The sequence below is a fragment of the Streptomyces wedmorensis genome (genome assembly GCF_000716445.1).
In the GTDB taxonomy this organism is placed as follows: domain Bacteria; phylum Actinomycetota; class Actinomycetes; order Streptomycetales; family Streptomycetaceae; genus Streptomyces; species Streptomyces wedmorensis.
The window spans coordinates 132,693-158,688 of record NZ_JNWK01000004.1; the positions used below are offsets into that span (position 1 = coordinate 132,693).

A 25,996-nucleotide genomic window follows, 5' to 3' on the forward strand; every position below is an offset into this window, starting at 1 on the left:
TCGGTGGCGCTCCCGGTGGGGGTGAGGGGGGCGCCCCGACGAGGCGTGGTGGCGTGATCTCTCGGATGCCTGGCTCGATGACTACCCAGTGTCACGGACTGTAGTATGTCACCTCGGATATAACGGCATGCTTAGTCTGTTTTGGCTGCCCACGCAGGGACTGGGGCGCTGGGTCGCCTATGCCCGGAATGCGCGAATGTGCGATGCCGCCGGTGGGCCGCATCGCACATTCGGGGATCGGGGAACGACGGGTCTCAGCGACCCAGCGTCGCGTCGACCTGTGCCATGACGCGCTGGGTGTACCCCTTCGCCTCGGCGGCCACCTTCGGGTTCTCCTTCAGGAGGCGCTGCTGCCAATCGGTTTCGACCTTGTGCATGGTTTCCGAGACCCCGAAGGAATTCCGGCACGTGACGTCGGCCTTGGCCGTCGCGATCGCCTCGGCGGACTTTCCGCCGCTGGCGATCCAGCGGGGGTCGTCGTTGGCCGCCCAGGGGTCCTTGTAATCGAATCCCCTGGACTTCATGCAGGACGACCACTTCCCGAATACCGCGAGGGTCCGCGGGTCCGTGAGCATGTTGTCCCAGGAACGGCGCTCCAGCTTGGTGATCGCGTCCTCGGTGGTGTCCAGGACACCGGGCGTACGGGTGCGCCCGACGAGCGCCTGATCGGTCTCTCCGGCGCAGCCGGCGGCGGGCACCGCCTTGCCGTTCACGGTGGGGGCCGCGGCCGTGCGGGCCGCCACCTTCCCGGTGCGGCCGCCGGGGCCGTAGAGGGCCAGCTCGACCTCCGGGCTCAGCTCCGCGTCGGCGACGACGGACCGGGCGCTCCGGGCGCCCGCCTGCGCCTCGTCGGGCCAGCCGTAGCCGTAGGCCGACACCTTCGCGAGGTCGTGGTCCCCGTACCGGACGTCCATGCCGTTCTTGGGCCCGGCGTGCGCGGTGGGCGCCGCCTCGGCCCAGGACTGCGGGGCGGTGAACGGTGCCGCGACGCCGAAGCGGTCCAGGCAGGCCGCCGCCTTCTTGGCCTGGGCGGCGGACAGGAGCGTGCGGTTCACCTCGTTGCCGTTCACCTGGTACGCGCGGATCGGCAGCGTCCAGGTGGACGGGTCATCGGCCTGCGGGGCGACCGACGGCGTCCGCCACAGCTCCGCCGCCGGAACCGAGGCCACGTTCGCCTGTGCGATCTCCTGCTCGTCGAAGGAGTCGACGCCGGCTACGACGGCGCCGCTGAGGGCCACGACGGCCAGCGCGGCGACGGTCGGCTTGAAGGCCCGGTTCCTGCGCACGGACGGCGACCTCTCGACCGTTTCCTTGTCGCTCAGCACTGCGTACCCCTCCATTCGAACGAAGCGTTCTCGTTGTACGTGTTCACCAGGTTCTTGTAGTGGTCCGCGGGGATGTCGTCCCAGACTCCCTTCTGGAAGCTGTTGAAGTGGACGCGGGCGACGCACGCAAGGCCGTAGTCCTTGTGGTTGTGTGCCGATGCGGCGTTGTTCTTCACCTGTGTATCGCTGCCCGCGCCGCGATTCGGGCAGAAGTTGTAGATCAGGTAGCCGGGAGTGCCGTCATAGGCTCCGAAGTTCTCCTCGCTGTACCCGAACTTTATCCACGAGCCCTTGAAGTCCGAGTTGTAGAACAGCTGGAACTTGAAGTAATAGGCGTCGTAGCACTGATTGGGAGAGACGTTGTAGTCATTGGCCTGGGCGGGGCTCGACAGGAGTGCCGACGCACAGGCGAGTCCTATGACAGCGGCGGCGGACCGCTTTCTGAACTTGAGCAAAATTCCCCCATCGATAGTCATTTGCCCCTCTCCCGGGGCCCGCTTCGGGGGTCAATCTTTGATTCCGTATGCATCGATCGCCAGGAAGAAACAAGTCAAGTCGGGGGGTGGGAGATGACCGGAAAAAATCATGTGATGGCGGAGTGTGATCGTGGTTGGCTGGCTGACCGGGGGTGGGCTCGGGCCGGGGGCTGGCTGACCGGGGGTGGGCTCGGGCCGGGGGCTGGCTGACCGGGTGTCGGGCTGACCGGGTGCCGGGTGCCTGGGGCCGGGTGCCTGGGGCCGCGGGTCCGGGGTGCGACTTTGGTCGTCGGCGGGGGCGACGAAAGAGAGGCGCCAGGGCCGGGGGGCGCTGCCTAGGGTGCGAGCGTGGACGAGATGGCGAAGTCGGGGAGTCGGGGCGCGGGCGTGATCGGGGCCCGGGTCGCCGACTGGTGGGCCTGGTTCCTGGTGCCGGGGCAGTGGTCGGGGCGCAGGACCACCGGGGAGGTGGCGCTCGCCGTGGTCGTGGCGCTGCTCGCCGCCGGGACCGAGGACATCCTGGGCGGTGAGGGATGGCGACTGGCCGCGGTCGCCGCCGGTGCCGCAGTGCTCTCGCTGGTACGCCGAAGACTCCCGTCGAGCACGCTCGTCCTGGCCGCCGGGCTCACGCCCTTCGTGCCCGGTCTCGGGCCGCTGCTGCTGGTCGTCGGCTGGTCGTCCGGCCGGTACATCGTGGGTGCGGGGCACGCGTTGACCGCGTACATCGCCGCCTTCGTCCTGAACGTCGGAGCCACGCTCCTGGAGTCCTGGGACCGGCAGCAGATGCTCGTCGTCGCCTTCATCGCGACGCTCTACTACCTGGGCACCACGCTGGCCCCCGGACTCGCCCACCGCTACTGGACCCAGCGGCGGACCCTGCTCCACGCGCTCCAGGAGCGCAACGCCCAACTGCTGCGCGAGCGCACCATGGTGGCCTGGCAGGCCCGGCTGCGGGAGCGGCAGCGGATCGCGCAGGACATGCACGACAGCCTCGGGCACCAACTGGCGCTGATCGCCGTGCACACGGGCGCCCTCGAGGTCGACCGCGAGCTGGGCGATCGGCAGCGCGAGGTGGTCGGCGTCCTGCGGAACGCGTCGGTGACCGCGATGCACGAACTGCGGGAGGTCGTCGGGATACTCCGCGACGGCGTCGGGGCTTCGGACGGTGCGGCGGCTCCCGCTCTGGCCGGGGACGAGACGGGCCGGGCGGCGCGGGGCATCGCCGGGATCGAGGGGCTCGTCGAGTCGGCGCGGGCCGCCGGCACCGCGGTCGGGCTGCGACGGCTCGGGGAGGAGCGGTCACTGGCGCCGGCCGCCGACCATGCCGCGTACCGGATCGTCCAGGAGGCCCTCACCAACGCCTACAAGTACGCGCCGGGGGCGTCGATCGGCGTCGAACTGCGCTACGAGCCGGACACGTTCGTCGTGGAGATCCTCAACGCGCAGCCGTCGGGCGGGCCCGCCGAGGACGTGGTGAGCGGCGGCCAGGGGCTGGCCGGACTCGCGGAGAGGGCCCGGCTGGTGGGCGGCATGTGCCACGCGGGTCCGGCCGACGGCGGCGGGTTCCGGGTGGCGGGGATGCTGCCGTACGGGGCGGCGCCGGTCGCGGAGGCAGCGCCTTTGGTCGACGAGGCCGACGACTTCCGGCAGCAGACCACCAGGCCGCTCGTCGGTGATGGTCGTCCGGTCGCGGTCGGACCGGCCGACTGGACTTTCACGGAGCGGGAGTTGGCGATGGCGGTACGCGGGGGAAGGCGCAGCGGCACGGGCGGTGCGATCGCGCTGGGGTGCGGGATAGCGTTCGCCGCGCTCGTCCTGCTCGTGGTCGCGGCGGGCTTCGGCCTCTACTTCCTGGTGGGTTCCGTCGAGGACGGGATGATCGATCCCATGGAGTACGACGCGGTGGAGGTCGGGATGCCCGAGAAGGAGGTACGGGAGCAGTTGCCCTCGGGCGAGACGATAGCCACCGTCGGCCTGAACAAGGAGGGACCCGCGAGGCCGGCGGGTGCCGACTGCCTGGTGCTGATGTCCTCGGAGCTGGGCGAGACCTTCGGCACGGAGCCCGTTTTCCGGTTCTGCTTCAAGGACGGCAAGCTGATCGAGAAGAAGTCGTACGAGGTCAAGCAGCGGTAGCGCTGGGCGGCCCGTACCGGAGCCGTGGGGGAGTAGCTGTGGCAGGGCAGCCCATCAGGGTCGTGATCGCCGACGACGAGCCTCTGATCAGGGCCGGGATCCGGATGATCCTCATCTCGGACCCGGAGATCGAGGTCGTCGGGGAGGCCGCCAACGGCCGCGAGGCGATCGAGGCGGCGCGGGCGCACGCCGCCGACGTGGTGCTGCTCGACATCCAGATGCCGGTGCTCGACGGTCTCTCGGCGATGCCGGAGCTGCGCCGCGCGGCGCCGGCGGCCCGGGTCATCGTCCTGACGACCTTCGGGGAGCGGGAGAACGTGCTGCGGGCACTGGAGCACGGGGGAGCCGGATTCCTGCTCAAGGACACGGCGCCGGCCGAGCTGATCGGAGCGGTGCGGGCGGCCGCGGCGGGGGACGCCTACCTGTCTCCGGCGGCGACCCGGCACGTCGTGGAGCGGCTCGCCACGGGCCGGGAGGCCGCCCGGTCCGAGCAGGCGCGGGTGCGGGTGGCGGCGCTGAGCGAGAAGGAGCGCGATGTGCTGGCGCTGCTCGGCGAGGGGCTGTCCAACGCGGACGCGGGAAAGCGGCTGCACATGAGCGAGGCCACGGTGAAGACGTACGTGAGCCGCATCCTGGCCAAGCTGGACTGCGAGAACCGCGTGCAGGCGGCGCTGCTGGCGCGGGACGCCGGGCTGTAGCGGCGGGCCCGCCCGTGCCGGCCTGCCGGGCGTGGGCCCGGTGACGGGTGGGAGGGGGTCCGTCAGCGCGGGGGGCCCTCGGGGAGGCCGCTGGTGCCGGCGGCGTTGTAGCGGAGCAGGTACGCGGCGAAGTGGGCGAGGTCCTCGGCGGACCAGTCCTTGAGGCGCTCCTGGTAGGCGGCGAGGCGGTTGGTCTGGGCCGTGGCGAGGATCCTGGAGCCCGCCTCGGTCGGGTGCAGGACGTGGACGCGGTGGTCGTCGGGGGCGGGGCGGCGCTCGACCAGGCCGAGTTTCTCCAGGCCGGCGACCTGGCGGCTGACCGTCGACTTGTCCAGCAGGTAGTGGGCCGCGAGGTCGGTGGCCCGGCAGCCGCGCTGTTCCTCGATGTGGGCGAGGAGCGTGTAGGAGACGAGCGGGAGCTCGGGGTGGACCCGGGCCGCCGCGGCGCGGGCCCGGCGGGCGAAGGCCGTCAGTTCGCGCTGGATGACGTCCACGGACGCCTCGCGCGGGGGCTGTGTGCCGGTCATGGGCGCCTCGCGTGCGGGCTGTGTGCCGGTCATGGGCGCCTCGCGTGCGGGCTGTGTGCCGGTCATGGTGCGCTCCCTTTGCCGTGGTCAGGGCGCTGTTCGCCCATCCCGCGCCTTCGGTTGTATAGTACAACGGATACTTAGTTGTAAAAGCCAACGATGGAGGCCTCGTGTCCGCAGGACCGAACACCACCGGTGCGTTGCGGCATGTCCTCGGACATCTGCTCACTCCCCTGCTGATGTGCGTCGGAATGGGACTCGCCTACCTCGGCGCCTTCCACGCCCCCGCACCGCACGACCTGCGCGTCGACGTCGTCGGCTCGGGCCCCACCGCCCAGGTCCTCGCCCAGACCCTCCAGGACAAGGGCGCGGGCGCCCTCGACGTCCGTACCGTCGCCGACCGGGAGACGGCCGTCACCGCCCTGCGCGAGCAGCACAGCTTCGGCGCGTACATCCCGGGCGGGAAGCCCGAACTGCTCGTCGCCTCGGCCTCCTCCGACACCAGCGCCATGGCCGTGGAGAAGGTGTTCACCAAGGTCGCGGCCGGCCAGGGCGCCCCGCTCCAGGTCACCGACGTCGCCCCCGTCGCCTCCGGCGACCCCACCGGACAGGGCGTCTTCTTCCTGCTCGTCGCCCTCAGCATCGGCGCGTACGCCTCGGTCGCCGTCATCGGCGGAGCCGGCGCCGTCCTGCCGATGCGGATCAGGGTCCTCCTCGCCGCCGGCACGTCCCTCGTCGTCAGCCTCGTCGGCACCCTGTTCGCCGGGCCCGTCTTCCACCTCGTCGACCAGGGACTCGGCGGGGTGTGGGCGCTGTCCTGGCTGTACGCGGCGGGCATCCTGCTCGTCGGCGTCGGCCTCCACACCTTCCTGCGCCGCTGGACCACCCTCGGCGTCATGGTGCTGTTCGTGATGCTCAACTTCACGAGCTCCGGCGGCATCTACCGGCCCGAGCTCCAGCCCGGCTTCTTCGGCGCGCTGCACGCCTTCTGGAACGGTGCCGGCTTCGTGGAGGGCGTCCGCGGCCACGTCTACTTCGACGGGCACGCGCTCGGCGGGCACGTCCTCACCCTCTCCCTCTGGCTGCTCGCCGGAGCCGCCCTCGTCGCCGCCGCCGGCGTCACCGAGGCCCGCCGGAAGACCGTGGACGGGCCGTGCGTCCGGGCGGCGACCCCGGCCGAGGCGGAGGAGGAGGTGGAGGAGGCGGTCGCGGTCTGACCGTCCCCCCGCGGGAGGTTGTCCACAGGGCGTCGTCCACAGGGGGAGACGCCGATCGGACGCGGCGGTACGGTCGGGGCCGGATGATGTTGGAACATCGCATCGGGGGAGGGCGTCCCATGGACGAGAGCAGGGCCGTCGTGCCAGGACAGCGCGGTACGGACACGGAGACGGAGGGCGACAGGGTCCCGCACGTGCCGGGGTTCGCGCGCCGCGCCTCCGCCGGCACGGGCACCGGCTCCGGGACCTCCCCCAAGGAGCAGGGCAGGCGACTGCGCGAGCCGGTCCCGCGCTCGTCGCACGACCGGCCCGCCCTCGCGTCCGACCGCCCCGACGCCGTCCGCGCCGTCGAGGAGTCCAACCGGGGCCGCGTCCCCGAGCTCGCGCCGCTGCGCGTCGGCAGGATGGCGGCGAGCCCCTTCGCCTTCCTCCGCGGCTCCGCCGGACTCATGGCCCACGACCTCGTCGGGACACCCGTCACCGGCATCGCCGCCCAGATATGCGGCGACGCGCACGCCGCCAACTTCGGCCTCTACGGCGACGCCCGCGGCCGGCTCGTCATGGACCTCAACGACTTCGACGAGACCGTCGTCGGCCCCTGGGAATGGGACCTCAAGCGCCTCGCCACCTCCCTCGTCCTCGCCGGACGCGAGGTCGGCGCCGACGAGGACACGTGCCGGGCCGCCGCCTTCGACACCGTCGGCGCCTACCGGCGCACCATGCGCCTGCTCGCCCGGCTCCCCGCCCACGACGCCTGGAACGCGATCGCGGACGAGGAACTCGTCTCCCACACCGACGCCCGCGACCTCATAGGCACCCTGGAGCGGGTCTCCGCCAAGGCCCGCAACAACACCAGCGCCCGCTTCGCCGCCCGCTCGACCGAGGCCGTGGCGGACGCCGAGGGCGGCGGCCGCCGGTTCGTCGACGCTCCCCCGGTGCTGCGCAGGGTCCCCGACGCCGAAGCGGCCGAGGTCGCCCTCGCCCTCGGCGCGTACCTGGAGACGGTGTCCGAGGACCGACTGCCGCTCCTCGCGCGGTACGCCGTCCACGACGTCGCCTTCCGGGTCGTCGGCACCGGCAGCGTCGGCACCCGGTCCTACGTCGTCCTGCTCCTCGACCACCGGGGCGAGCCGCTGGTGCTCCAGGTCAAGGAGGCCAGGCCGTCCGCGCTGCTCCCCCATCTGCCCGCCGCCGGCTTCACCGTGCCCGACGCCGGTCACGAAGGGCGACGGGTGGTCCTCGGACAGAAGCGGATGCAGGTCGTGAGCGACCATCTGCTCGGCTGGACCACGGTCGACGGGCGCCCCTTCCAGGTGCGCCAGTTCCGCAACCGCAAGGGCAGCGTCGACCCCGCCGCCCTCACCGCCGACGAGCTCGACGACTACGGCCGGATGACCGGCGCCCTGCTCGCCCGCGCCCACGCCCACAGCGCCGACCCGCGCCTGATATCCGGCTACTGCGGGAAGAACGAGGAGCTGGACGAGGCCGTCGCGTCCTTCGCGGTCGGCTACGCGGACCGCACCGAGGCAGACCACGCCGACCTCCTCACCGCCATCCGCACGGGCCGCACCGTGGCGGAACCGGGCGTGTGAGGACCGTAGGCTGGACGGGTCGAGGCGGAACGAGGACTGGGCGGGCGTGGACGTGAGCGTGGACCAGGGTGTGAACGAGGGGCCCGGGGACGAGCGGCCCGAGGCGCGTCTCGAGCAGGCCGTGCGGGTGGCCGAGCAGGCGCTGATCGAGTTCGAGATCGCGGTGGAGACCTTCCGGGTCGAGGTGGAGAACTTCTCGCGCCTGCACCACCAGCGGCTCGGTCCGATGTACGCGCGGCTCGACGAGCTCGACGCCCGGATCGCCGAGGCCCGTGCGGCGCGCAGCGGGGATCCCGAGGACCTGCGGCTGGCCCAGGAGGCACGGGCCGCGGTCATGCCGATGCCGGGGGTGGAGGAGCTCTTCCACGACTGGATCGACTCCGACGGCCTCTCCCCCGAGGCCGCCGCGATGCTCACCGACCGTCCGGTGCAGTCGCCGAAGCGGGTCCGGCCCGGTGAGGAGGCGCGCCGGCTCTACCGCGAGCTGGCCCGCAAGGCCCACCCCGACCTGGCCCGCGAGGAGGAGGAGCGGAAGCGGCGCGAGGAGTTCATCACCCGTGTGAACGCCGCTTACGCCCGTGGTGACGAGGCGCTGCTCCGCGAGCTCTCGGCCGAGTGGGAGGCCGGACCGGTGCCGGCCGAGGAGCGGCTCAGCGAGAGCGAGGAGCTGTACGCGCGCCTGGAGTGGCTGGCCGAGCGCAAGGACATGCTGTCGGCCCTGGCGCGGGAGCTGGAGGACAGCGCGATCGGCGCGATGCTGCGGATGGCGCCGGACGATCCGGACCGGCTCCTCGAGGAGATCGCCGAGCAGCTGCTCGCGCAGGTTTCCGAGCGGGAGGCCCAGCTGGCGGGGCTGGTGGAGTAGGTTTTTCCGTGCGCTCGAGTTCGTTCGGGCAATACTGACGAGAGAAGGCCGTTCCCATGAATTTCTCCCCGCTGCCCTCGGTGGACGCGGCTTCCGTACCGGCCGATGCCCTGGTGCTGGACGTCAGGGAGGACGACGAGTGGGAGGCCGGCCACGTCGAGGGCGCGCTGCACGTCCCGATGAGCGACTTCGTCGCCCGCTTCGGTGAGGTGACGGAGGCCGTCGCCGAGCGCGGTCGAGCCTTTGTGATGTGCCGCGTCGGCGGCCGGTCTGCGCAGGTCACCCAGTACCTGGTGCAGCAGGGCATCGACGCGGTGAACGTCGACGGCGGCATGATCGACTGGGCCGGTGTCGGGCGCCCGATGGTGTCCGAGGACGGCAGTCCCGCATTCGTCCGCTGACCCGGCGGACAGGAGTCCAGGGAGTGTCCGCCGGTTCAGGGCCGGACACCCCCTAGCCGAGGGGATGGGCGGCCAGGAGGTCGCCCAGTGCCTCCTCGTGGGCGGCGGCGGGGCCGAGCGAGAGTTCGAGGTGCTTGGCCCACGCGTGGTAGCGGTGCAGGGGGTAGTCGGTGTCGGCGCCGAAGCCCCCGTGCAGGTGCTGGGCGGTCTGCACCACGCGTCGTACGCCTTCGGACGCCCAGATCTTCGCTACGGCGACGTCCCCGGCGGCGGGCAGCGCCCCGCCGGCCCCGGTGGAGACGCGCCAGGCGGCCTGCCAGAGGGTGGCCTCCATGGCGCGCAGGTCGATGTAGCGGTCGGCGGTCTGGACGGCGACGGCCTGGAAGGTGGCCACGGGGTGGCCGAACTGCTCGCGCTTGCCGGTGTACTGGCTGGTCATGGTGAGGACGGCCTCGCCGAGGCCGAGGGCGAGCGCGCAGGTGCCGGTGGTGAGGAGCGCGCGCAGGTGTTCCCAGGCGCCGTCGGCGTCGATGACGTCGGCGCTGCCGAGGCGGACGCCGTCGAGCCGCAGCTCGGCGAGGAGTTCGCCGTTCGTGGAGTACTGCTCGGTGAGGCCGAGGCCTTCGTGGGACCGGGACGGCAGGGCGAGGACCGTGCGGCCGTCGGGGGTGCGGGCGGGGATGGCGACGAGGTCGGACACGTGCGCCCAGGGGACCGCGGTCTGGAGACCGTCGAGGACCCAGTCTGTGCCGTCGCGGCGGGCGATGACGGCCAGGTCGGCCGCGTCGTGGCCGGTGCGCCCGTGGGAGGCGGCGGTGAGCACGAGTTCGCCGCGGCCGACGCGGGGGAGCAGGGCGGCGGCCGTCTCCGAGTCGGCGTACCGCTCGACGGTCATGGCGACGGCGCTGGTCTCCAGGAGCGGGACGCGGGCGAGGACGCGGGCGGCCTCGCGGAGCACCAGGCAGAGCGCGACGGCGTCGAGGCCGGCGCCGCCGTGCTCGGGGGCCAGCACGAGGCCGAGCAGATCGGCGGCGGCGAGGCGGGACCAGAGCGGTCGGTCGAAGTCGTCGGACACGGCGCCCGGTGTGAGGGCGGGGCTGGGCACCGCGTCGGGCGCGACGCCTGAGAAGACCGCCTTGGCCGCCTCGGCGGCCGCCTGCTGCTCGTCGGTGAAGGTGAAGTCCACTGCCGTGCCCTCCCGTTGCCGCGTCCGCTGCTGTTCGAGCGCTCCTGACGGACCGTCAAGATAGAACAGGTTCTAGGCGAAGGGAATGGCGAGGCCGGCACTTCGTCGGCCACCGGAGTCGCTCGCCGGAGTCGGCCACCGGAGTCGGCCATCGAAGTCGGCCATCGAAGTCGGCGGCGGAACCTGACGGGGAACCCGACGGCGGGACCCGACGATGCAACCCGGCGGCGCAACCCGGCGGTGGAACCCCGCGGCGGAAGCCGACCTCGCCGACGGCTCGGGCGGTCGGCGGGGTCGGCGGTCGGCTTCAGGGCCGGCTGTCGGCGGTCGGGGTCAGCGGTCGAAGTCCAACTCCACGTCGGAGGTGGCGGGATGGGACTGGCAGGCCAGCACGTACCCCGCTTCGGTCTCCTCCGGCTCCAGGGCGAAGTTGCGGTCCATCCGGACCTCTCCGCCGACGACGAAGGCGCGGCAGGTGCCGCACACCCCGCCCTTGCAGGCGTACGGGGCGTCGGCTCGGGCGCGGAGCACGGTGTCGAGCAGCGTCTCACCCCGCTCGACCGGCCAGGTGCCGGAGCGGCCGTGGAGGGTCGCGGTGAGGGTGGCGTGCGCCGGGGTGTCGGCCGCCGGGGCCGGGGCGGGAGCGGAGCCGTCGTCGACGTGGAAGATCTCCTGGTGGATCCGGCCGCGGTCCACGCCGAGGCCGCGCAGGGCCTGTTCGGCACCCTGGACGAGCCCGAACGGGCCGCAGAGGAACCAGCCGTCGATCTCGCCGACTGACAGCAGCGCCGGCAGCAGTTCGGTCAGCCGCTCGCGGTCGAGGCGGCCGGACGGCAGACCCGCCTGCTGCTCCTCGCGGGAGAGGACGGTGACCAGCTGGAAGCGGTCGGGGTAGCGGTCCTTGAGGTCGGCGACCTCGTCCAGGAACATCGTGGACGATGCGGTGCGGTCGCTCCGGATCAGGCAGAACCTGGCCTCCGGCTCCCGGGCGAGCACGGTGGCGGCCATCGAGAGGACCGGGGTGATGCCGCTGCCGCCGACGACGGCCGCGAAGTGGCCGGGGCGCGGGGCGAGCGTGAAGCGGCCCATGGGCTCCATGACCTCGACGACGTCGCCGACGGCCAGCTCCTTGAGCGCGAACGTCGAGAACGAGCCGCCGTCGACGAGCCGGATGCCGACGCGCAGGACGGGGGGTTCGCCGGCCGGGGCGGCGGGGGCGCAGATCGAGTACGTGCGCCGGATCTCCTCGCCCTGCTCGCCGGTGCGCCGCAGGGCGAGGTGCTGGCCGGGGAGGTGACGGTACGTGTCGTGGAGCTCGGGCGGGACGGCGAAGGTGACGGCCACGGAGTCGTCCGTGAGCCGCTCGACCTCGCTCACCCGGAGCGGCTGGAATCCGGCCCGCGCGGAGCCTGAGGACGCCATCTACAACTCCTTGAAGTGGTCGAACGGTTCGCGGCAGGCGGTGCAGCGGCGCAGTGCCTTGCAGGCCGTGGACGAGAAGCGGCTGAGCAGCTCGGTCTCGGTGGAGCCGCAGTTCGGGCAGCGGATCGCGAGGGTCAGCGGTACGGGGCCGTCCGCCGGGCCCTGGGGGCGGGGCGGGGCGATGCCGAACTCGGCGAGCTTGCGCCGGCCTTCCTCGCTGATGTCGTCGGTGGACCACGCGGGGGCGAGGACCGTGACGACGGAGACCTCCGGCACGCCGTGCTCGTGGAGCGCGTGCTCGATGTCGGAGGACATGGCCTCGATCGCGGGGCAGCCCGTGTACGTCGGGGTGAGGGAGACCTGGACGCGGCCGGGGCCGGTGACCTGGACGCCCCGCATGACGCCGAGCTCCTCCAGGGTGAGGACGGGCAGCTCGGGGTCGGGAACGGCGCCGGCGATCCGGCTCAGTTCCTCCTCCAGGGCCGTCATGGTCACCATGTCGCGCCCGGGTGGCTGCGGTGCAGGTGCTGCATCTCGGCGAGCATCCGCCCGAAGGACTCGGTGTGCAGACCCTGCCGGCCGGCGCCCGCGGCCCAGGCGCCGGTGCGGGGTCCGGAGGGCAGGGTGATCGTGGCCCGGCCGAGGACGTCGGTGACCGAGGCGAGCCAGGCGCTCTCCAGGGCCTCGTGATCCAGGTCGAGGCCGTCGACGGGCTGGAACAGCTCGCCGGTGTACCGCCACAGGGCGTCGCAGGCGCGCTGCATCCGGTCGTGGCTCTCGGCGGTGCCGTCGCCGAGGCGCAGGGTCCAGTGCTCGGCGTGGTCCTGGTGGTAGGCGACCTCCTTGACGGCCTTCGCGGCGAGGCCGGAGAAGGGGCCGTCGCCGGCGGCCAGCTGTCCGTAGAGGAGCCGCTGGTAGGTGGAGAAGTACAGCTGCCGGGCGATGGTGTGGGCGAAGTCGCCGTTGGGCTGTTCGACCAGCTGGACGTTCCGGAAGGAGCGCTCCTCGCGGAGGAAGGCGAGTTCGTCCTCGTCGCCGGCGAGCGAGAGCAGGACGCGGGCCTGGCCGAGGAGGTCGAGGGCGATGTTCGCCAGGGCGACCTCCTCCTCCAGGACGGGGGCGGCGCCGGCCCACTCCCCCAGGCGCTGGGAGAGGACGAGGGCGTCGTCGCCGAGGGCGAGGGCGGCGCCGGCGAACGCGGCGGCCTCGTGCGTGGTCGGGGTGCTCACAGGTGCTTCACCCCCTCCGGGATCTCGTAGAAGGTCGGGTGGCGGTAGGGCTTGTCCGCGGCCGGCTCGAAGAAGGGGTCCTTCTCGTCCGGCGAGGAGGCGGTGATCGCCGTGGAGGGGACGACCCAGATCGACACGCCCTCGCTCCTGCGGGTGTACAGGTCGCGGGCGTTGCGCAGGGCCATCTCCGCGTCGGGCGCGTGGAGACTGCCCGCGTGGGTGTGGGACAGTCCGCGGCGGGAGCGCACGAACACCTCCCACAGCGGCCAACCGTCGCTCGTCATGCCTGTGCCTCTCCGTGCGTGCCGGTGTGCTTCTCCGCGTAGGCCGCGGCCGCCTCCCTGACCCAGGCGCCGTCCTCGTGGGCCTGGCGCCGCTTGCTGAGCCGCTGGTCGTTGCACGGGCCGTTCCCCTTGAGGACGTCCCAGAACTCGGTCCAGTCGATCGGCCCGAAGTCGTAGTGCCCGCGCTCCTCGTTCCACCGGAGGTCGGGGTCCGGGAGGGTGAGTCCGAGGGCCTCCGCCTGGGGCACGGCGATGTCGACGAAGCGCTGGCGCAGCTCGTCGTTGGAGTGGCGCTTGATCTTCCACGCCATCGCCTGGGCGGTGTGGGTCGACTCGGCGTCCGGGGGGCCGAACATCATCAGCGAGGGCCACCACCAGCGGTCCACCGCGTCCTGCGCCATGGCGTGCTGCGCCTCGGTGCCGCGGGAGAGGGCGAGCAGGGCCTCGTACCCCTGCCGCTGGTGGAAGGACTCCTCCTTGCAGACGCGGACCATCGCGCGGGCGTACGGCCCGTAGGAGCAGCGGCACAGGGGGACCTGGTTGGTGATCGCGGCGCCGTCCACCAGCCAGCCGATGGCGCCGACGTCGGCCCAGGTCAGCGTGGGGTAGTTGAAGATCGAGGAGTACTTCTGGCGGCCGGAGTGGAGCTTGTCGAGCAGCTCGTCGCGGCTGGTGCCGAGGGTCTCCGCCGCGCTGTACAGGTACAGGCCGTGTCCGGCCTCGTCCTGGACCTTGGCCATGAGGATCGCCTTGCGCCGCAGCGAGGGCGCGCGGGTGATCCAGTTGGCCTCCGGCTGCATGCCGATGATCTCGGAGTGGGCGTGCTGCGCGATCTGCCGGACGAGCGAGGCGCGGTACGCCTCGGGCATCCAGTCGCGCGGCTCGATCCGCTCGTCGGCGGCGACAGCGGCGTCGAACACGGCCTCGTAGGCGGCCTGCTCCGCCGCCACGGCCGCGTCCGAGCCACCGGGCGCGCCCGTGCTCTCTGCTGTCCCTGCCGTCACTGCGGTCATCGGACCCCCTACCGACCGATCGTTCGGTTGAATGACTTCAATGGTGAGTCGGCGGCCCGTATGGTGTCAACCCTGTGAATGACCGAGGTGGGCCGTTGGGGGTCGGAGCGGGATGGACGCGTACGTGGAAAAGGACCCGGTCGGGGTGAACGACGACCGGCCCGGCCCCGGCGAAGCGGAACCCTTGGACGCCGCCGGCACCGGCTCGGGCACCGGGATCACGGGGTTGTCGCTGCCGTACCAGGTCGTGGTCGCCGTGGCGTTCGCCGTCGCCCTGGTGCTCGGCTGCCTCCACCTGTCGATGGTGTTCCTGCACGTGGCGCCGTCCAACACGCTGACCAAGCGGCACGGCGAGGCCGTCGACGACTGGATCTACCCCGAGTTCGAACAGAACTGGAAGCTCTTCGCCCCCAACCCGCTCCAGCAGAACCTCTCCGTGGAGGTGCGCGCCGAGATCGCCGGGGAGGGCGGGGAGATCCGCACCACCGACTGGATCGACCTGACCGCCCAGGACATCACGGCGATCCGCTACAACCCGATCCCCAGCCACTCGCAGCAGAACGAGCTCCGCCGGGCCGTGGACTTCTACCGGAACTCGCACGCCGACGACAACCGCGCCAACGGGCTGCGCGGCCGCCTCTCGGAGCAGTACATACGCCGGATCGCGGTGCTCCGCCTCGACGCCATGCCGTCGCTGCACGGCTCGGACGTGCGGCGCATCCAGCTGCGCACCGTGACCCGCCCGGTGCCCGCTCCCGGCTGGAGCACCGAGAAGCACAAGACCACCCCGTCCCACCGTGACCTCCCGTGGTGGAAGGTCACCGACGCCGACCGGCCCGGAGCCGACCGAAGCCGCACGGAGGCGGGCCGATGAACGAGCCGACGAGCGCAGCGGGGAACGAGTCGACAAGCGCGACGAGCACAGCGGGGAACGAACGGACGAGTGGGGCGATGAGCGGGTCGTCGAGCGCGCCGGCGGGGCGACCCGCCGCCACGCGCGCGCGTACGGGGGAACCGATCGACCGGCGGCTCGCCCGCGCCGTCCAGGCCGTCACGGGCCGTTCCCTCGGGCCGTACCAGACCGCGATCGTGCGGATCGGCTTCTCGCTGACCTGGCTGCTCTACCTGCTGCGCGAGCTGCCGCACCGGCACGAGCTGTACGGCCCCGACGGCCCGTGGTCCTGGGAGATGGCCCGGCGGCTGCTGATCGACAACCACGCCTTCACCGCGCTCATGTGGTCGGACAGCCGGCTCTGGTTCGAGCTGGTCTACGGGCTCGCGCTGCTCTCCGCCGCGCTGCTCCTGGTGGGCTGGCGCACCCGGGCCGTGTCCGTGGTCTTCATGGTCGGGGTGCTCTCGCTGCAGAATCGCTCCGTCTTCGTCGGCGACGGCGGCGACAACGTCATGCACCTCATGGCGATCTACCTCGTGCTGACCCGCTGCGGCCGGGTCTGGTCGCTCGACGCCCGCCGGGCGGCCCGCGAGGCCCGCGCGGCCCGGGTGGGCGAGCCCGTGCGCCGCGACCTGGTCGGCCCGCTGCTGTGGACGGTGCTCGGCGGCTTCCTCCTCGCCGCCACCTGGTTCAGCGACGTCACCGGCGAGTGGTGGCTGCTGGTGCTGCTGTGGGTGCTGTGGCTCGGGAACGCGCTCTGGTGGGTGGTGTGCCGGTACGCCCCCGGCGAGCCGCGCACCCTGCTCGACTCCCTCGCCCACCTCGCGCACAACGGCGTCCTCGCCGTGATCATGGTGGAGGTCTGCCTGATCTACGCCACGGCCGGCTGGTACAAGATCCAGGGCTCGCGCTGGCAGGACGGCACCGCGCTGTTCTACCCGCTCCACCTCGACTACTTCTCGCCCTGGCCCGCCGTCTCCGAGCTGCTCGGCGCCAGCGGGGTCATGGTGATGCTGCTGACCTACGGCACGGTGATCGTCCAGGTCGCGTTCCCGTTCACGCTCTTCAACCGCAAGGTCAAGAACGTCCTGCTGGTCGCGATGATGCTGGAGCACGCCGGCATCGCGGTGCTCCTCGGCCTGCCGGTCTTCTCGCTCGCGATGATCTCCGCCGACGCCGTCTTCCTGCCCACGGCCTTCCTGGTGGCGCTCGGCGCCCGGGTGGCACGGGTCGGCGACCGGGTGCTGAAGCGGACGCCCGTGAAGGCGTCCCCCGAGCCGCTGCCCGAGCAACGCCGTACGGGTGAGGAGCACGGTCCCCGTACCCTCGTCGGGTGAGCACCACCGAAGAGAAGCCCCGAACCGAGCAGGCCGTGGGGGACGGGTCCGCCGAGCCGGTCCAGTACGACGAGGGGTTCGGCCCCGAGATCGGCGTCGGTCCGCACCCGCGCCCGTGGCCCGAGGACGAGCGGTACGACCCCGAGCTGCTCGCCGACGGCGACCGGCGCAATGTCGTGGACCGCTACCGGTACTGGACGCGGGAGGCGGTGGTCGCCGATCTCGACACCCGGCGCCACGACTTCCACGTGGCGGTGGAGAACTGGGGCCACGACTTCAACATCGGGTCGGTGGTGCGGACCGCCAACGCGTTCCTGGCGAAGGAGGTCCACATCGTGGGCCGGCGCCGCTGGAACCGGCGCGGGGCCATGGTCACCGACCGCTACCAGCACGTCCGGCACCACCCGGACACCGAGTCGCTGACCTCGTGGGCGGCGGCCGAGGGCCTGCCCGTCATCGGGATCGACAACCTGCCGGGCGCCGTCCCGCTGGAGCGGACCGTGCTGCCCCGCCGCTGCGTGCTGCTCTTCGGACAGGAGGGGCCGGGCCTCACCGAGGAGGCCCGCGCGCACGTGGAGATGGTCTGCTCGATCGCCCAGTTCGGCTCGACCAGGTCGATCAACGCAGGGGCGGCCGCCGCCATCGCCATGCACTCCTGGGTGCAGCGGTACGCGGAGATCGAGACGCCCTGACAGCCGTGCGGAGGCCCCGTGGGGCCCCCACACCGCCGGAGGCCCTGTGGAGGCCTCCCTGCGGCCGGAGGCCCCGGGAGGGCCTCCGCGCCGCCGGAGGTCAGGCCTGGCGGCGGACCTCCACCACCCGGAAGCGGTTGGAGACGAAGGCGCCGTCGCACAGCGCCGCGTTCGCCGCCGGGTTGCCGCCGGAGCCGTGGAAGTCGGAGAACGCGGCCGTCTGGTTCACGTACACCCCGCCCGTCAGGTTCAGCGACAGCTGCGCCGACTCCTCGAGGCAGACCTCCTCCACCGCGCGCTCGGTGTCCGCCGATGTCGTGTAGGCGCCGACGGTCATGGCGCCCTTCTCGCGGACCGTGCGGCGGAGCAGCTCCAGGGCGTCGGCGGTGGAGTCCACCGAGACGGCGAAGGAGACCGGACCGAAGCACTCGGAGAAGTACGCGGCCTCCGCGTCGGGCTTGGAGCCGTCCAGCTTCACGATGACCGGGGTGCGGACCACGGCGTCCGGGTACTCCGGGTTGACCACCTCGCGCGAGGCGAGCGCCACCTCGCCGAGACCGGCGGCGGCCTCCAGGCGCGCCTTCACGTCCGGGTTGACCAGGGCGCCCAGCAGACCGTTCGCCCGGGCGTCGTCGCCGAGCAGGCCGCCGACCGCCGCCGCGAGGTCGCCGACGACCTCGTCGTACGACTTGGGGCCCTGGTCGGTGGTGATGCCCTCGCGGGGGATCAGCAGGTTCTGCGGGGTGGTGCACATCTGGCCGCTGTACAGGGACAGGGAGAAGGCCAGGTTGGAGAGCATCCCCTTGTAGTCGTCGGTGGAGTCGACCACGACCGTGTTGACGCCGGCCTTCTCGGTGTAGACCTGGGCCTGGCGGGCGTTCGCCTCCAGCCAGTCGCCGAACTCGGTCGAGCCGGTGTAGTCGATGATCCGGACCTCGGGGCGGACGGCCAGGGTCTTGGCGATGCCCTCGCCCGGGCGCTCGACGGCGAGCGCGACCAGGTTCGGGTCGAAGCCGGCCTCGGCGAGCACCTCGCGGGCGACACGGACGGTGAGCGCGAGCGGCAGGACCGCGCGCGGGTGCGGCTTGACCAGGACCGGGTTGCCGGTGGCGAGCGAGGCGAACAGGCCCGGGTAGCCGTTCCACGTGGGGAAGGTGTTGCAGCCGATCATCAGGGCGACGCCGCGGCCGACCGGGGTGAACTCCTTGCTCAGCTCCAGGGGGTCGCGCTTGCCCTGGGGCTTGGACCAGCCGGCCCGGCCGGCGGGGGTGCGGGTCTGCTCCGCGTACGCGTACGCCACGGCCTCCAGGCCGCGGTCCTGGGCGTGCGGGCCGCCGGCCTGGAACGCCATCATGAACGCCTGGCCGCTGGTGTGCATGACGGCGTGGGCGAACTCGTGGGTGCGGGCGGAGATCCGGGCGAGGATCTCCAGGCAGACCAGGGCGCGGGTCTCGGCCCCGGCGTCCCGCCAGGCGGCCGTGCCGGCGCGCATCGCGGGGAGCAGGACGTCGATGTCGGCGTGCGGGTACTCGATGCCGAGGGACGGGCCGTACGGCGAGGTCTCGCCGCCGGTCCAGCCGTCCGTGCCGGGCTGGTCGAGCTCGAAGCGGGTGTTCAGCACGGCCTGGTGGGCGGCGAGGCCCGCCGCGGCGTCGAGCGAGCCGTCCGCGCCGTACGCCTTCGGGTGCTCGGGGTACGGCGACCAGTAGGCGCGGCTGCGAATGGTGTCGAGGGCCTGGTCGAGCGTGGACCGGTGCTTCTCGGCCAGACGGTCGGTGGTCAGCTGAGCGATGGCCATGGGATGGACCAACTCCTCGTCGAGCTGGGCAGGGAGACGCGTACGGAGTTAGAGTAACCGAACGATCGGTCGGGACAAGGGGGTCCGTCGATCCTGTGGAAAACCCATCGGGGAGGATCACTCCTATGAGCGCCAACGTGACCGTCAGGGGGAGCGACGACGTGACCGCCAGTGAGACCGCCGCAGTGGAGACCGCAGGGGCCGGAGGAGCAGTCGGGGCCGTGGCGCGGGACCGCACCGTCGCCGTCGTCGGCACGGGCACCATGGGACAGGGGATCGCCCAGGTCGCGCTGGTCGCCGGCCACCCCGTGCGCCTCTACGACAGCGCCCCCGGCCGGGCCGGGGAGGCCGTGGCCGCGCTCACCGCCCGCCTCGACCGGCTCGTCGAGAAGGGGCGCCTGGACGCGGGCGCGCGCGAGGCGGCCGTCGGACGGCTGCACGCGGCGGCGGAGCTCGACGAGCTCGCGGACGCGGCGCTCGTCGTCGAGGCCGTCGTCGAGCGGCTGGACGTCAAGCAGCAGCTCTTCGCCGACCTGGAGAAGGTCGTCGGCGACGACACGGTCCTCGCCACGAACACCTCCTCGCTGTCCGTCACCGCCATCGCGGGAGGGCTGCGGCTGCCCGGCCGGTTCGTCGGCCTCCACTTCTTCAACCCGGCGCCGCTGCTCCCGCTCGTCGAGGTCGTCAGCGGCTTCGCCACCGACGCGGACGTCGCCACGCGCGCGTACGAGACGGTGAAGGGCTGGGGAAAGACGCCGGTGCGCTGCGCGGACACCCCCGGCTTCATCGTGAACCGGGTCGCCCGCCCCTTCTACGCCGAGGCGCTGCGGGTCTTCGAGGAGGGCGCGGCGGACCCGGCCACGATCGACGCGGCCCTGCGCGAGTGCGGCGGCTTCCGCATGGGCCCGTTCGAGCTGACCGATCTCATCGGCCAGGACGTGAACGAGGCCGTCACCCGCTCCGTCTGGGAGTCCTTCCACCAGGACCCCAAGTTCACCCCCTCGCTCGCGCAGCGCCGGCTCGTCGAGTCCGGCCGGCTGGGCCGCAAGTCGGGGCACGGCTGGTACTCGTACGCGGACGGCGCCGAGCGGCCCGAGCCGCACACGGCGCCGCCGGCCCCGGCGCCGGCGAAGATCATCGTCAGGGGGGACCTGGGGCCCGCCGAACCGCTGGTCGCGCTCTTCGAGGAGGCCGGGATCGAGGTCCGGCGCAAGAAGGGGGACGGCGGGTTCATCAAGCTGCCGGGAGGCGGTGAGCTCAACCTCGCGGACGGGGAGTCCTCCTACGAGTACCACGAGGAGGAGATCGTCTACTTCGACCTCGCGCTCGACTACGCGCGCGCGAGCCGGATCGTGCTCTCCACCAGGGAGGGGACGGCACCCGAGACCCTCGCCGAAGCCGTGGGGCTCTTCCAGGCCCTCGGCAAGCAGGTGTCCGTGATCGGCGACGTGGCCGGCATGATCGTCGCCCGTACGGTCGCGATGCTGGTCGACGTCGCGGCGGACGCGGTCGGCCGCGGGGTGGCCACCGCCGAGGACGTCGACACGGCGATGCGGCTCGGGGTCAACTACCCGGTGGGCCCGCTGGAGTGGGCCGCCAAGGTCGGATACCGGCGTACGGCGGGCCTCCTGCGCGGGCTGCACGAGCGGTACCCGACGGGACGGTACGCGCCGAGCGTCGCCCTCATGCGCCGGAGCTACGCCGAGGACGCGGAGGACTCCCGATGACCACTGCGAAGCGCGACACGTACACCCCCGAGACGCTGCTCTCGGTCGCGGTACGGGTCTTCAACGAGCGCGGCTACGACGGCACCTCCATGGAGCACCTGTCCAAGGCGGCGGGCATCTCCAAGTCGTCGATCTACCACCACGTGTCCGGCAAGGAGGAGTTGCTGCGGCGGGCGGTCAGCCGGGCGCTGGACGGCCTCTTCGCGATCCTCGACGAGCCGGGCGCCGCGCGCGGCCGGGCCGTGGAGCGGGTCGAGCACGTCACGCGCCGGACCGTCGAGGTGCTGATGGCGGAGCTGCCGTACGTGACGCTGCTGCTGCGGGTGCGGGGCAACACCGCGACCGAGCGGTGGGCGATGGAGCGGCGCCGCGAGTTCGACCACCGGGTGGCCGAGCTCCTGAAGGCGGCCGCGGCCGAGGGCGACCTGCGGGCGGACGTGGACATCCGGCTCGCGACCCGGCTCCTCTTCGGCATGATCAACTCGCTGGTGGAGTGGTACCGGCCGCATCCCGACGCCGTGGAGGAGCGCGAGCAGCTCGCCGAGACCGTCGTGCACCTGGCCTTCGACGGCCTGCGGACGACCCGCTGAGCCGTCGTACCACCCGCTGAGCCGCCGTACGGGCCGCTGACCGTCGTACGCCCGCCGTACGGCCGGCCCGCGCTGACCGTCGTACGACCCCGGCTGGGCCGCTGTACGACCTGCTGGGCCGCTGTGCGACCCGCTGGGCCGCCGGGCGGACGCCCCGCGGCCCCGGCCTGGCCGCCGCCTGCCCGTGGGACCGTCCTGGGGCCCCTCGTCCCCCGGACGGCTCAGCGGGTCGGGTCGCGGTGGTCCGGGTCGAGGTCGGTCTCCTCGAAGACCAGGAGGGTCCGAGTGGAGAGGACCTCGGGGATGGACTGGAGCTTGGTGAGCACCAGCTCGCGCAGGGTCCTGTTGTCGGGCGTGTGGACGAGCAGCAGGACGTCGAAATCACCGCTGACCAGGGCGATGTGCGCGGCGCCGGGCAGTGCCTGGAGCTGTTCGCGCACGGTCCGCCAGGAATTCTGGACGATCTTGAGCGTGATGTAGGCGGAGGCGCCGTGGCCCGCCCGCTCGTGGTTGACGCGGGCGCTGAAGCCGCGGATCACCCCGTCGTCGATGAGCCGGTTGATCCGCGCGTACGCGTTGGCCCGGGAGACGTGCACCCGCTCGGCCACGGAGCGGATCGAGGCGCGACCGTCCGTCTGCAGGATGCGCAGGATGTCGCGGTCGATGGCATCGAGAGGGCGTGCCGGGACCCCTGGGATCAGTGGTGCGGGCGCCGGTGCGACGACCCGCTCCCAGTCCTCGGCCATTTGTTCATCCGCCATGTGCCCCCGCCTCTCTCCGGTGGACGACCTGCTCCTATCCCAGGCTGTGGAGAACCGTTTGTCCACAGGCTGCAGGTGCCTGTAGCCAAAATGCCTCCACGACCGAACAATCGGTAGGTGAGGCGCGCCACACTCGCGCCACCCGCCTTCGGGTCTTATGCCCGCTCCCACGAGGAGGTGGACTCGTTGCAACAGCGCAGTTCGACAGTCCAAGAGCCGCCCGGTGCCGTCAACGCCTACCGGCCCACCCCGCCGCCGGCGTGGCAGCCGCGCACCGACCCCGCCCCGCTGCTGCCCGAGGCCGAGCCGCTGCGCGTGCTCGGCACGGACGCCGTGGCCGACGCCGACCCCGCGCTGCTGCTGCGGCTGTACGCGGAGCTGATCCGCGGCCGCCGGTACAACACGCAGGCCACCGCGCTCACCAAGCAGGGCCGGCTCGCCGTGTACCCGTCCACCACCGGCCAGGAGGCGTGCGAGATCGCCGCCGCCCTCGCCCTCGAGGAGCGGGACTGGCTCTTCCCCTCGTACCGCGACACCCTGGCGGCGGTCGCCCGCGGCCTCGACCCCGTGCAGGCGCTGACCCTGCTGCGAGGCGACTGGCACACCGGGTACGACCCGCACGAGCACCGCATCGCGCCGCTCTGCACCCCCCTCGCCACCCAGCTCCCGCACGCCGTGGGCCTCGCCCACGCCGCCCGCCTCAAGGGCGACGACGTGGTCGCGCTCGCCATGGTCGGCGACGGCGGCACCAGCGAGGGCGACTTCCACGAGGCGCTGAACTTCGCGGCCGTCTGGCAGGCCCCCGTGGTCTTCTTCGTCCAGAACAACGGGTTCGCGATCTCCGTGCCGCTCGCCAAGCAGACCGCCGCCCCCTCCCTCGCCCACAAGGCCGTGGGATACGGGATGCCGGGCCGGCTCGTCGACGGCAACGACGCGGTCGCCGTCCACCAGGTGCTGACCGAGGCCGTGGCCCGCGCGCGGCGCGGCGGCGGCCCCACTCTGGTCGAGGCCGTGACCTACCGGATCGACGCCCACACCAACGCCGACGACGCCACCCGCTACCGGGCGGCCGGCGAGGTCGAGACCTGGAAGGCGCACGACCCGATCCTGATCCTCGAACGGGAACTGACGGAGCGTGGCCTGCTCGACGAGGACGGCAGGCGCGCGGCGGCGGAGGCCGCCGAGACGATGGCGGCGGAGCTGCGCGAACGGATGAACGCCGACCCGGTGCTCGACCCGATGGAGCTCTTCTCCCACGTGTACGCCGAGCAGACGACGCAGCTGCGCGAACAGGCGGCGCAGCTGCGCGCCGAGCTCGAAGCCGAGGGTGAGGCGTGATGACGACCGCGACGACCGGCCCCGCGGCGGCCAAGGCCGCCGGGAACGCCGGGAAGCCGAAGCCGGCCACCATGGCGCAGGCGCTCCAGCGCGCCATGCGCGACGCGATGGCCGAGGACCCGACCGTCCACGTGATGGGCGAGGACGTCGGCACCCTCGGCGGTGTCTTCCGGGTCACCGACGGGCTCGCCAAGGAGTTCGGCGAGGACCGCTGTACGGACACGCCGCTGGCCGAGGCGGGCATCCTCGGCGCGGCCGTCGGCATGGCGATGTACGGCCTGCGGCCGGTCGTCGAGATGCAGTTCGACGCCTTCGCCTACCCGGCGTTCGAGCAGCTGCTCTCGCACGTGGCGAAGATGCGCAACCGCACCCGCGGCGCGGTGCCGATGCCGATCGTCATCCGCGTCCCGTACGGCGGCGGCATCGGCGGCGTCGAGCACCACAGCGACTCCTCCGAGGCCTACTACACGGCCACCCCGGGGCTGCACGTCGTCACCCCGGCGACCGTCGAGGACGCCTACGGGCTGCTGCGCGCGGCCATCGCCTCCGACGACCCGGTGGTCTTCCTGGAGCCCAAGCGGCTCTACTGGTCCAAGTCCGACTGGTCCCCCGAGGCGCCCGCGCCCGTCGAGCCGATCGGCAAGGCCGTCGTACGGCGCCGGGGCACCGGCGCCACCCTGATCACCTACGGCCCCTCGGTGCCGGTCTGCCTGGAGGCCGCCGAGGCCGCCCAGGCCGAGGGCTGGGACCTGGAGGTCGTCGACGTCCGCTCCCTCGTGCCCTTCGACGACGAGACCGTCTGCGCCTCGGTGCGGCGCACCGGCCGCGCGGTCGTCGTCCACGAGTCGACCGGCTTCGGCGGACCGGGCGCGGAGATCGCCGCCCGGGTCACCGAGCGCTGCTTCCACCACCTGGAGGCACCGGTGCTGCGGGTCGCGGGCTTCGACATCCCCTACCCGCCGCCGATGCTGGAGCGGCACCATCTGCCGGGCGTGGACCGGGTCCTGGACGCGGTGGCGCGGCTGCAGTGGGAGGCGGGGAACTGATGGCCCAGGTGCTCGAGTTCAAGCTGCCCGACCTCGGTGAGGGACTCACCGAGGCCGAGATCGTGCGCTGGCTTGTCGCCGTCGGCGACGTCGTCGCCATCGACCAGCCGGTCGTCGAGGTCGAGACGGCCAAGGCCATGGTCGAGGTGCCCTGCCCGTACGGCGGTGTCGTCACCGCCCGGTACGGCGAGGAGGGCACCGAACTGCCCGTCGGGGCGCCGCTCCTGACCGTCGCCGTGGGCGGCACCGGTGCGCCGGAGGAGCTCGCGGAGGCGGCTCCGGAAGCCGCGCCGAGGGCGGGTGGACCCGCCGCCGAGACCGCGGCCTCGTCGGAGCACTCGGGCAACGTGCTCGTCGGCTACGGCACGGCCGGGCCCGTCGCCCGGCGCCGCCGGGTGCGGCACACGAACCCGGCCGCCGCACCGGCGCCCGCCGCCGCTCCGGTGGCCGCGCCCGCGCCCGTCGTCGCCGCCGCGCCGGCGGCCGTGCCCGCCGGACAGGCGGGGCCGGTGCCCGTCATCTCGCCGCTCGTGCGGAAGCTGGCCAGGGACCGGGGGATCGACCTGCGTGAGGTGCGCGGATCTGGCCCCGAGGGGCTGATCCTGCGGGCCGACGTGGAGCGGGTCCTCGCGGCGCTCGACCAGCCGGTCGCCGCCCCGGCGCCCGCCCCGAGCCCCGCCGTGGCCCCGGCCGCGGCCGGGGAGCGCATTCCGCTGCGCGGGATCAGGGGTGCGGTGGCGGACAAGCTGTCCCGGAGCCGTACGGAGATCCCGGACGCGACCTGCTGGGTCGACGCCGACGCGACCGAGCTGATGGCTGCCCGGACGGCGATGAACGCGGCGGGCGGGCCGAAGATCTCGCTGCTCGCGCTCCTCGCCCGGATCTGCGCCCACGCTCTGGACCGGTTCCCCGAACTCAACTCCACGGTGGACACCGCCGCCCGGGAGATCGTCCGGCTTCCGTCCGTGCACCTGGGCTTCGCCGCCCAGACCCCGCGCGGCCTGGTCGTCCCCGTGGTCAGGGACGCGGGGCAGCGGACGGCGGAGTCGCTGACGGCCGAGTTCGCCCGGCTGACGGAGGCCGCCCGGGAGTCCACGCTCACCCCGGCCGACCTGACCGGCGGCACGTTCACCCTGAACAACTACGGGGTGTTCGGGGTCGACGGCTCCACGCCGATCATCAACCACCCCGAGGCCGCCATGCTCGGGGTCGGCCGGATCATCCCCAAGCCCTGGGTGCACCAGGGCGAACTGGCCGTCCGTCAGGTGGTGCAGCTCTCGCTCACCTTCGACCACCGCGTCTGCGACGGCGGCACGGCCGGCGGCTTCCTGCGGTACGTCGCGGACTGCGTCGAGCAGCCCGCGGTCCTGCTCCGCACGGTCTGACGGATCGTCCGGCCCGTCTCCCTCTGTGGGACGGGCCGGACGTTCACGGCCCCCGTCGGCCC

At 72.8% G+C, this 25,996-nt stretch carries 25 protein-coding genes; 14 read left to right on the top strand and 11 right to left on the bottom strand.

The features are described from left to right. Nucleotides 1-254 precede the first annotated feature (254 nt). Nucleotides 255-1,340, bottom strand: coding sequence for a hypothetical protein (locus tag OO54_RS04130; protein ID WP_167348119.1), 1,086 nt, complete (start codon nucleotides 1,338-1,340; stop codon nucleotides 255-257). Continuing rightward, a complete protein-coding gene (locus OO54_RS04135; RefSeq protein ID WP_063738246.1) occupies nucleotides 1,319-1,801 on the bottom strand; it encodes a hypothetical protein in 483 nt (160 codons plus the stop codon). The genes OO54_RS04130 and OO54_RS04135 overlap by 22 nt, the downstream gene beginning before the upstream one ends. Nucleotides 1,802-2,158: 357 nt before the next feature. On the opposite strand from OO54_RS04135, the gene OO54_RS04140 reads away from it, so the two are divergent. After that, nucleotides 2,159-3,934 (top strand): sensor histidine kinase, encoded by a 1,776-nt coding sequence (locus OO54_RS04140; protein ID WP_078905037.1) that lies wholly within the window; start codon nucleotides 2,159-2,161, stop codon nucleotides 3,932-3,934. Between the two features lie 38 nt (nucleotides 3,935-3,972). After that, nucleotides 3,973-4,632, top strand: a complete 660-nt coding sequence (locus OO54_RS04145) for a response regulator (protein WP_017240360.1) — start codon at nucleotides 3,973-3,975, stop codon at nucleotides 4,630-4,632. Nucleotides 4,633-4,694: 62 nt separating this feature from the next. Here the strand turns inward: OO54_RS04145 and OO54_RS04150 are convergent, their stop codons facing one another. Further along, on the bottom strand, nucleotides 4,695-5,159 hold the full coding sequence (locus tag OO54_RS04150; RefSeq protein WP_033201557.1) for a MarR family winged helix-turn-helix transcriptional regulator: 465 nt from the start codon (nucleotides 5,157-5,159) through the stop codon (nucleotides 4,695-4,697). 170 nt (nucleotides 5,160-5,329) lie between these two features. Here OO54_RS04150 and OO54_RS04155 point away from each other — a divergent pair, with 170 nt between their 5' ends. From OO54_RS04155 to OO54_RS04170, 4 genes are all read left to right on the top strand, one after another. After that, the gene (locus OO54_RS04155; RefSeq protein ID WP_033201482.1) at nucleotides 5,330-6,376 is read left to right on the top strand and encodes an ABC-2 transporter permease; all 1,047 of its coding nucleotides are present in this window, start codon (nucleotides 5,330-5,332) and stop codon (nucleotides 6,374-6,376) included. Nucleotides 6,377-6,495: 119 nt separating this feature from the next. Then, on the top strand, nucleotides 6,496-7,968 hold the full coding sequence (locus OO54_RS04160) for a DUF2252 domain-containing protein (protein WP_106969976.1): 1,473 nt from the start codon (nucleotides 6,496-6,498) through the stop codon (nucleotides 7,966-7,968). A gap of 46 nt (nucleotides 7,969-8,014) precedes the next feature. Next, nucleotides 8,015-8,833: a hypothetical protein gene (locus tag OO54_RS04165; protein ID WP_017240356.1), complete on the top strand. Its 819-nt coding sequence runs from the start codon at nucleotides 8,015-8,017 to the stop codon at nucleotides 8,831-8,833. A gap of 56 nt (nucleotides 8,834-8,889) precedes the next feature. Then, the gene (locus OO54_RS04170) at nucleotides 8,890-9,234 is read left to right on the top strand and encodes a rhodanese-like domain-containing protein (protein ID WP_017240355.1); all 345 of its coding nucleotides are present in this window, start codon (nucleotides 8,890-8,892) and stop codon (nucleotides 9,232-9,234) included. 52 nt (nucleotides 9,235-9,286) lie between these two features. Here the strand turns inward: OO54_RS04170 and OO54_RS04175 are convergent, their stop codons facing one another. From OO54_RS04175 to paaA, 6 genes are all read right to left on the bottom strand, one after another. Next, nucleotides 9,287-10,420 (bottom strand): acyl-CoA dehydrogenase family protein, encoded by a 1,134-nt coding sequence (locus tag OO54_RS04175; RefSeq protein WP_033201483.1) that lies wholly within the window; start codon nucleotides 10,418-10,420, stop codon nucleotides 9,287-9,289. Nucleotides 10,421-10,753: 333 nt separating this feature from the next. Beyond that, entirely contained in the window at nucleotides 10,754-11,842 is a 1,089-nt protein-coding gene (locus tag OO54_RS04180; RefSeq protein WP_033201484.1) for a 2Fe-2S iron-sulfur cluster-binding protein, read from the bottom strand. Next, nucleotides 11,843-12,340 (bottom strand): 1,2-phenylacetyl-CoA epoxidase subunit PaaD, encoded by a 498-nt coding sequence (paaD, locus tag OO54_RS04185; protein WP_017240351.1) that lies wholly within the window; start codon nucleotides 12,338-12,340, stop codon nucleotides 11,843-11,845. Continuing rightward, nucleotides 12,334-13,071, bottom strand: coding sequence for a 1,2-phenylacetyl-CoA epoxidase subunit PaaC (gene paaC / locus OO54_RS04190; RefSeq protein WP_017240350.1), 738 nt, complete (start codon nucleotides 13,069-13,071; stop codon nucleotides 12,334-12,336). Before paaC ends, paaD begins: the two co-directional genes overlap by 7 nt. Beyond that, a complete protein-coding gene (paaB, locus tag OO54_RS04195) occupies nucleotides 13,068-13,355 on the bottom strand; it encodes a 1,2-phenylacetyl-CoA epoxidase subunit PaaB (protein ID WP_017240349.1) in 288 nt (95 codons plus the stop codon). The genes paaC and paaB overlap by 4 nt, the downstream gene beginning before the upstream one ends. After that, nucleotides 13,352-14,368: a 1,2-phenylacetyl-CoA epoxidase subunit PaaA gene (paaA, locus tag OO54_RS04200; protein ID WP_033201485.1), complete on the bottom strand. Its 1,017-nt coding sequence runs from the start codon at nucleotides 14,366-14,368 to the stop codon at nucleotides 13,352-13,354. The genes paaB and paaA overlap by 4 nt, the downstream gene beginning before the upstream one ends. Nucleotides 14,369-14,480: 112 nt before the next feature. Here paaA and OO54_RS04205 point away from each other — a divergent pair, with 112 nt between their 5' ends. The 3 genes from OO54_RS04205 (at nucleotide 14,481) to OO54_RS04215 (ending at nucleotide 17,289) form a co-directional block, all read left to right on the top strand. Beyond that, nucleotides 14,481-15,242 carry a DUF5819 family protein gene (locus OO54_RS04205; RefSeq protein ID WP_051786692.1) on the top strand — a complete coding sequence of 254 codons (762 nt, stop codon included), beginning with the start codon at nucleotides 14,481-14,483 and terminating at the stop codon, nucleotides 15,240-15,242. A 77-nt stretch (nucleotides 15,243-15,319) separates the two neighbouring features. After that, complete coding sequence (locus OO54_RS04210) at nucleotides 15,320-16,597, top strand: HTTM domain-containing protein (RefSeq protein ID WP_051786693.1); 1,278 nt, start codon at nucleotides 15,320-15,322, stop codon at nucleotides 16,595-16,597. Next, nucleotides 16,594-17,289, top strand: coding sequence for a TrmH family RNA methyltransferase (locus OO54_RS04215; protein ID WP_033201486.1), 696 nt, complete (start codon nucleotides 16,594-16,596; stop codon nucleotides 17,287-17,289). Before OO54_RS04210 ends, OO54_RS04215 begins: the two co-directional genes overlap by 4 nt. A gap of 100 nt (nucleotides 17,290-17,389) precedes the next feature. Here the strand turns inward: OO54_RS04215 and paaN are convergent, their stop codons facing one another. After that, nucleotides 17,390-19,087 carry a phenylacetic acid degradation protein PaaN gene (gene paaN / locus OO54_RS04220; RefSeq protein ID WP_033201487.1) on the bottom strand — a complete coding sequence of 566 codons (1,698 nt, stop codon included), beginning with the start codon at nucleotides 19,085-19,087 and terminating at the stop codon, nucleotides 17,390-17,392. Nucleotides 19,088-19,212: 125 nt separating this feature from the next. Here paaN and OO54_RS04225 point away from each other — a divergent pair, with 125 nt between their 5' ends. Both OO54_RS04225 and OO54_RS04230 read left to right on the top strand, forming a co-directional pair. Next, nucleotides 19,213-20,814, top strand: coding sequence for a 3-hydroxyacyl-CoA dehydrogenase (locus OO54_RS04225; protein ID WP_267888950.1), 1,602 nt, complete (start codon nucleotides 19,213-19,215; stop codon nucleotides 20,812-20,814). Next, a complete protein-coding gene (locus tag OO54_RS04230) occupies nucleotides 20,811-21,404 on the top strand; it encodes a TetR/AcrR family transcriptional regulator (RefSeq protein WP_017240342.1) in 594 nt (197 codons plus the stop codon). Before OO54_RS04225 ends, OO54_RS04230 begins: the two co-directional genes overlap by 4 nt. A gap of 221 nt (nucleotides 21,405-21,625) precedes the next feature. Here OO54_RS04230 and OO54_RS04235 read toward each other — a convergent pair whose 3' ends face one another. Further along, entirely contained in the window at nucleotides 21,626-22,150 is a 525-nt protein-coding gene (locus OO54_RS04235; protein ID WP_033201488.1) for an Lrp/AsnC family transcriptional regulator, read from the bottom strand. A gap of 192 nt (nucleotides 22,151-22,342) precedes the next feature. Between OO54_RS04235 and pdhA the strand changes: the two genes are divergently transcribed. From pdhA to OO54_RS04250, 3 genes are read left to right on the top strand one after another with little or no spacing between them, the layout of a single operon-like run. Next, a complete protein-coding gene (gene pdhA, locus OO54_RS04240) occupies nucleotides 22,343-23,503 on the top strand; it encodes a pyruvate dehydrogenase (acetyl-transferring) E1 component subunit alpha (RefSeq protein WP_033201489.1) in 1,161 nt (386 codons plus the stop codon). Further along, nucleotides 23,503-24,549 carry an alpha-ketoacid dehydrogenase subunit beta gene (locus OO54_RS04245; protein WP_033201490.1) on the top strand — a complete coding sequence of 349 codons (1,047 nt, stop codon included), beginning with the start codon at nucleotides 23,503-23,505 and terminating at the stop codon, nucleotides 24,547-24,549. The genes pdhA and OO54_RS04245 overlap by 1 nt, the downstream gene beginning before the upstream one ends. Further along, nucleotides 24,549-25,934 (top strand): dihydrolipoamide acetyltransferase family protein, encoded by a 1,386-nt coding sequence (locus OO54_RS04250; RefSeq protein WP_033201491.1) that lies wholly within the window; start codon nucleotides 24,549-24,551, stop codon nucleotides 25,932-25,934. The genes OO54_RS04245 and OO54_RS04250 overlap by 1 nt, the downstream gene beginning before the upstream one ends. Nucleotides 25,935-25,996 lie beyond the last annotated feature (62 nt).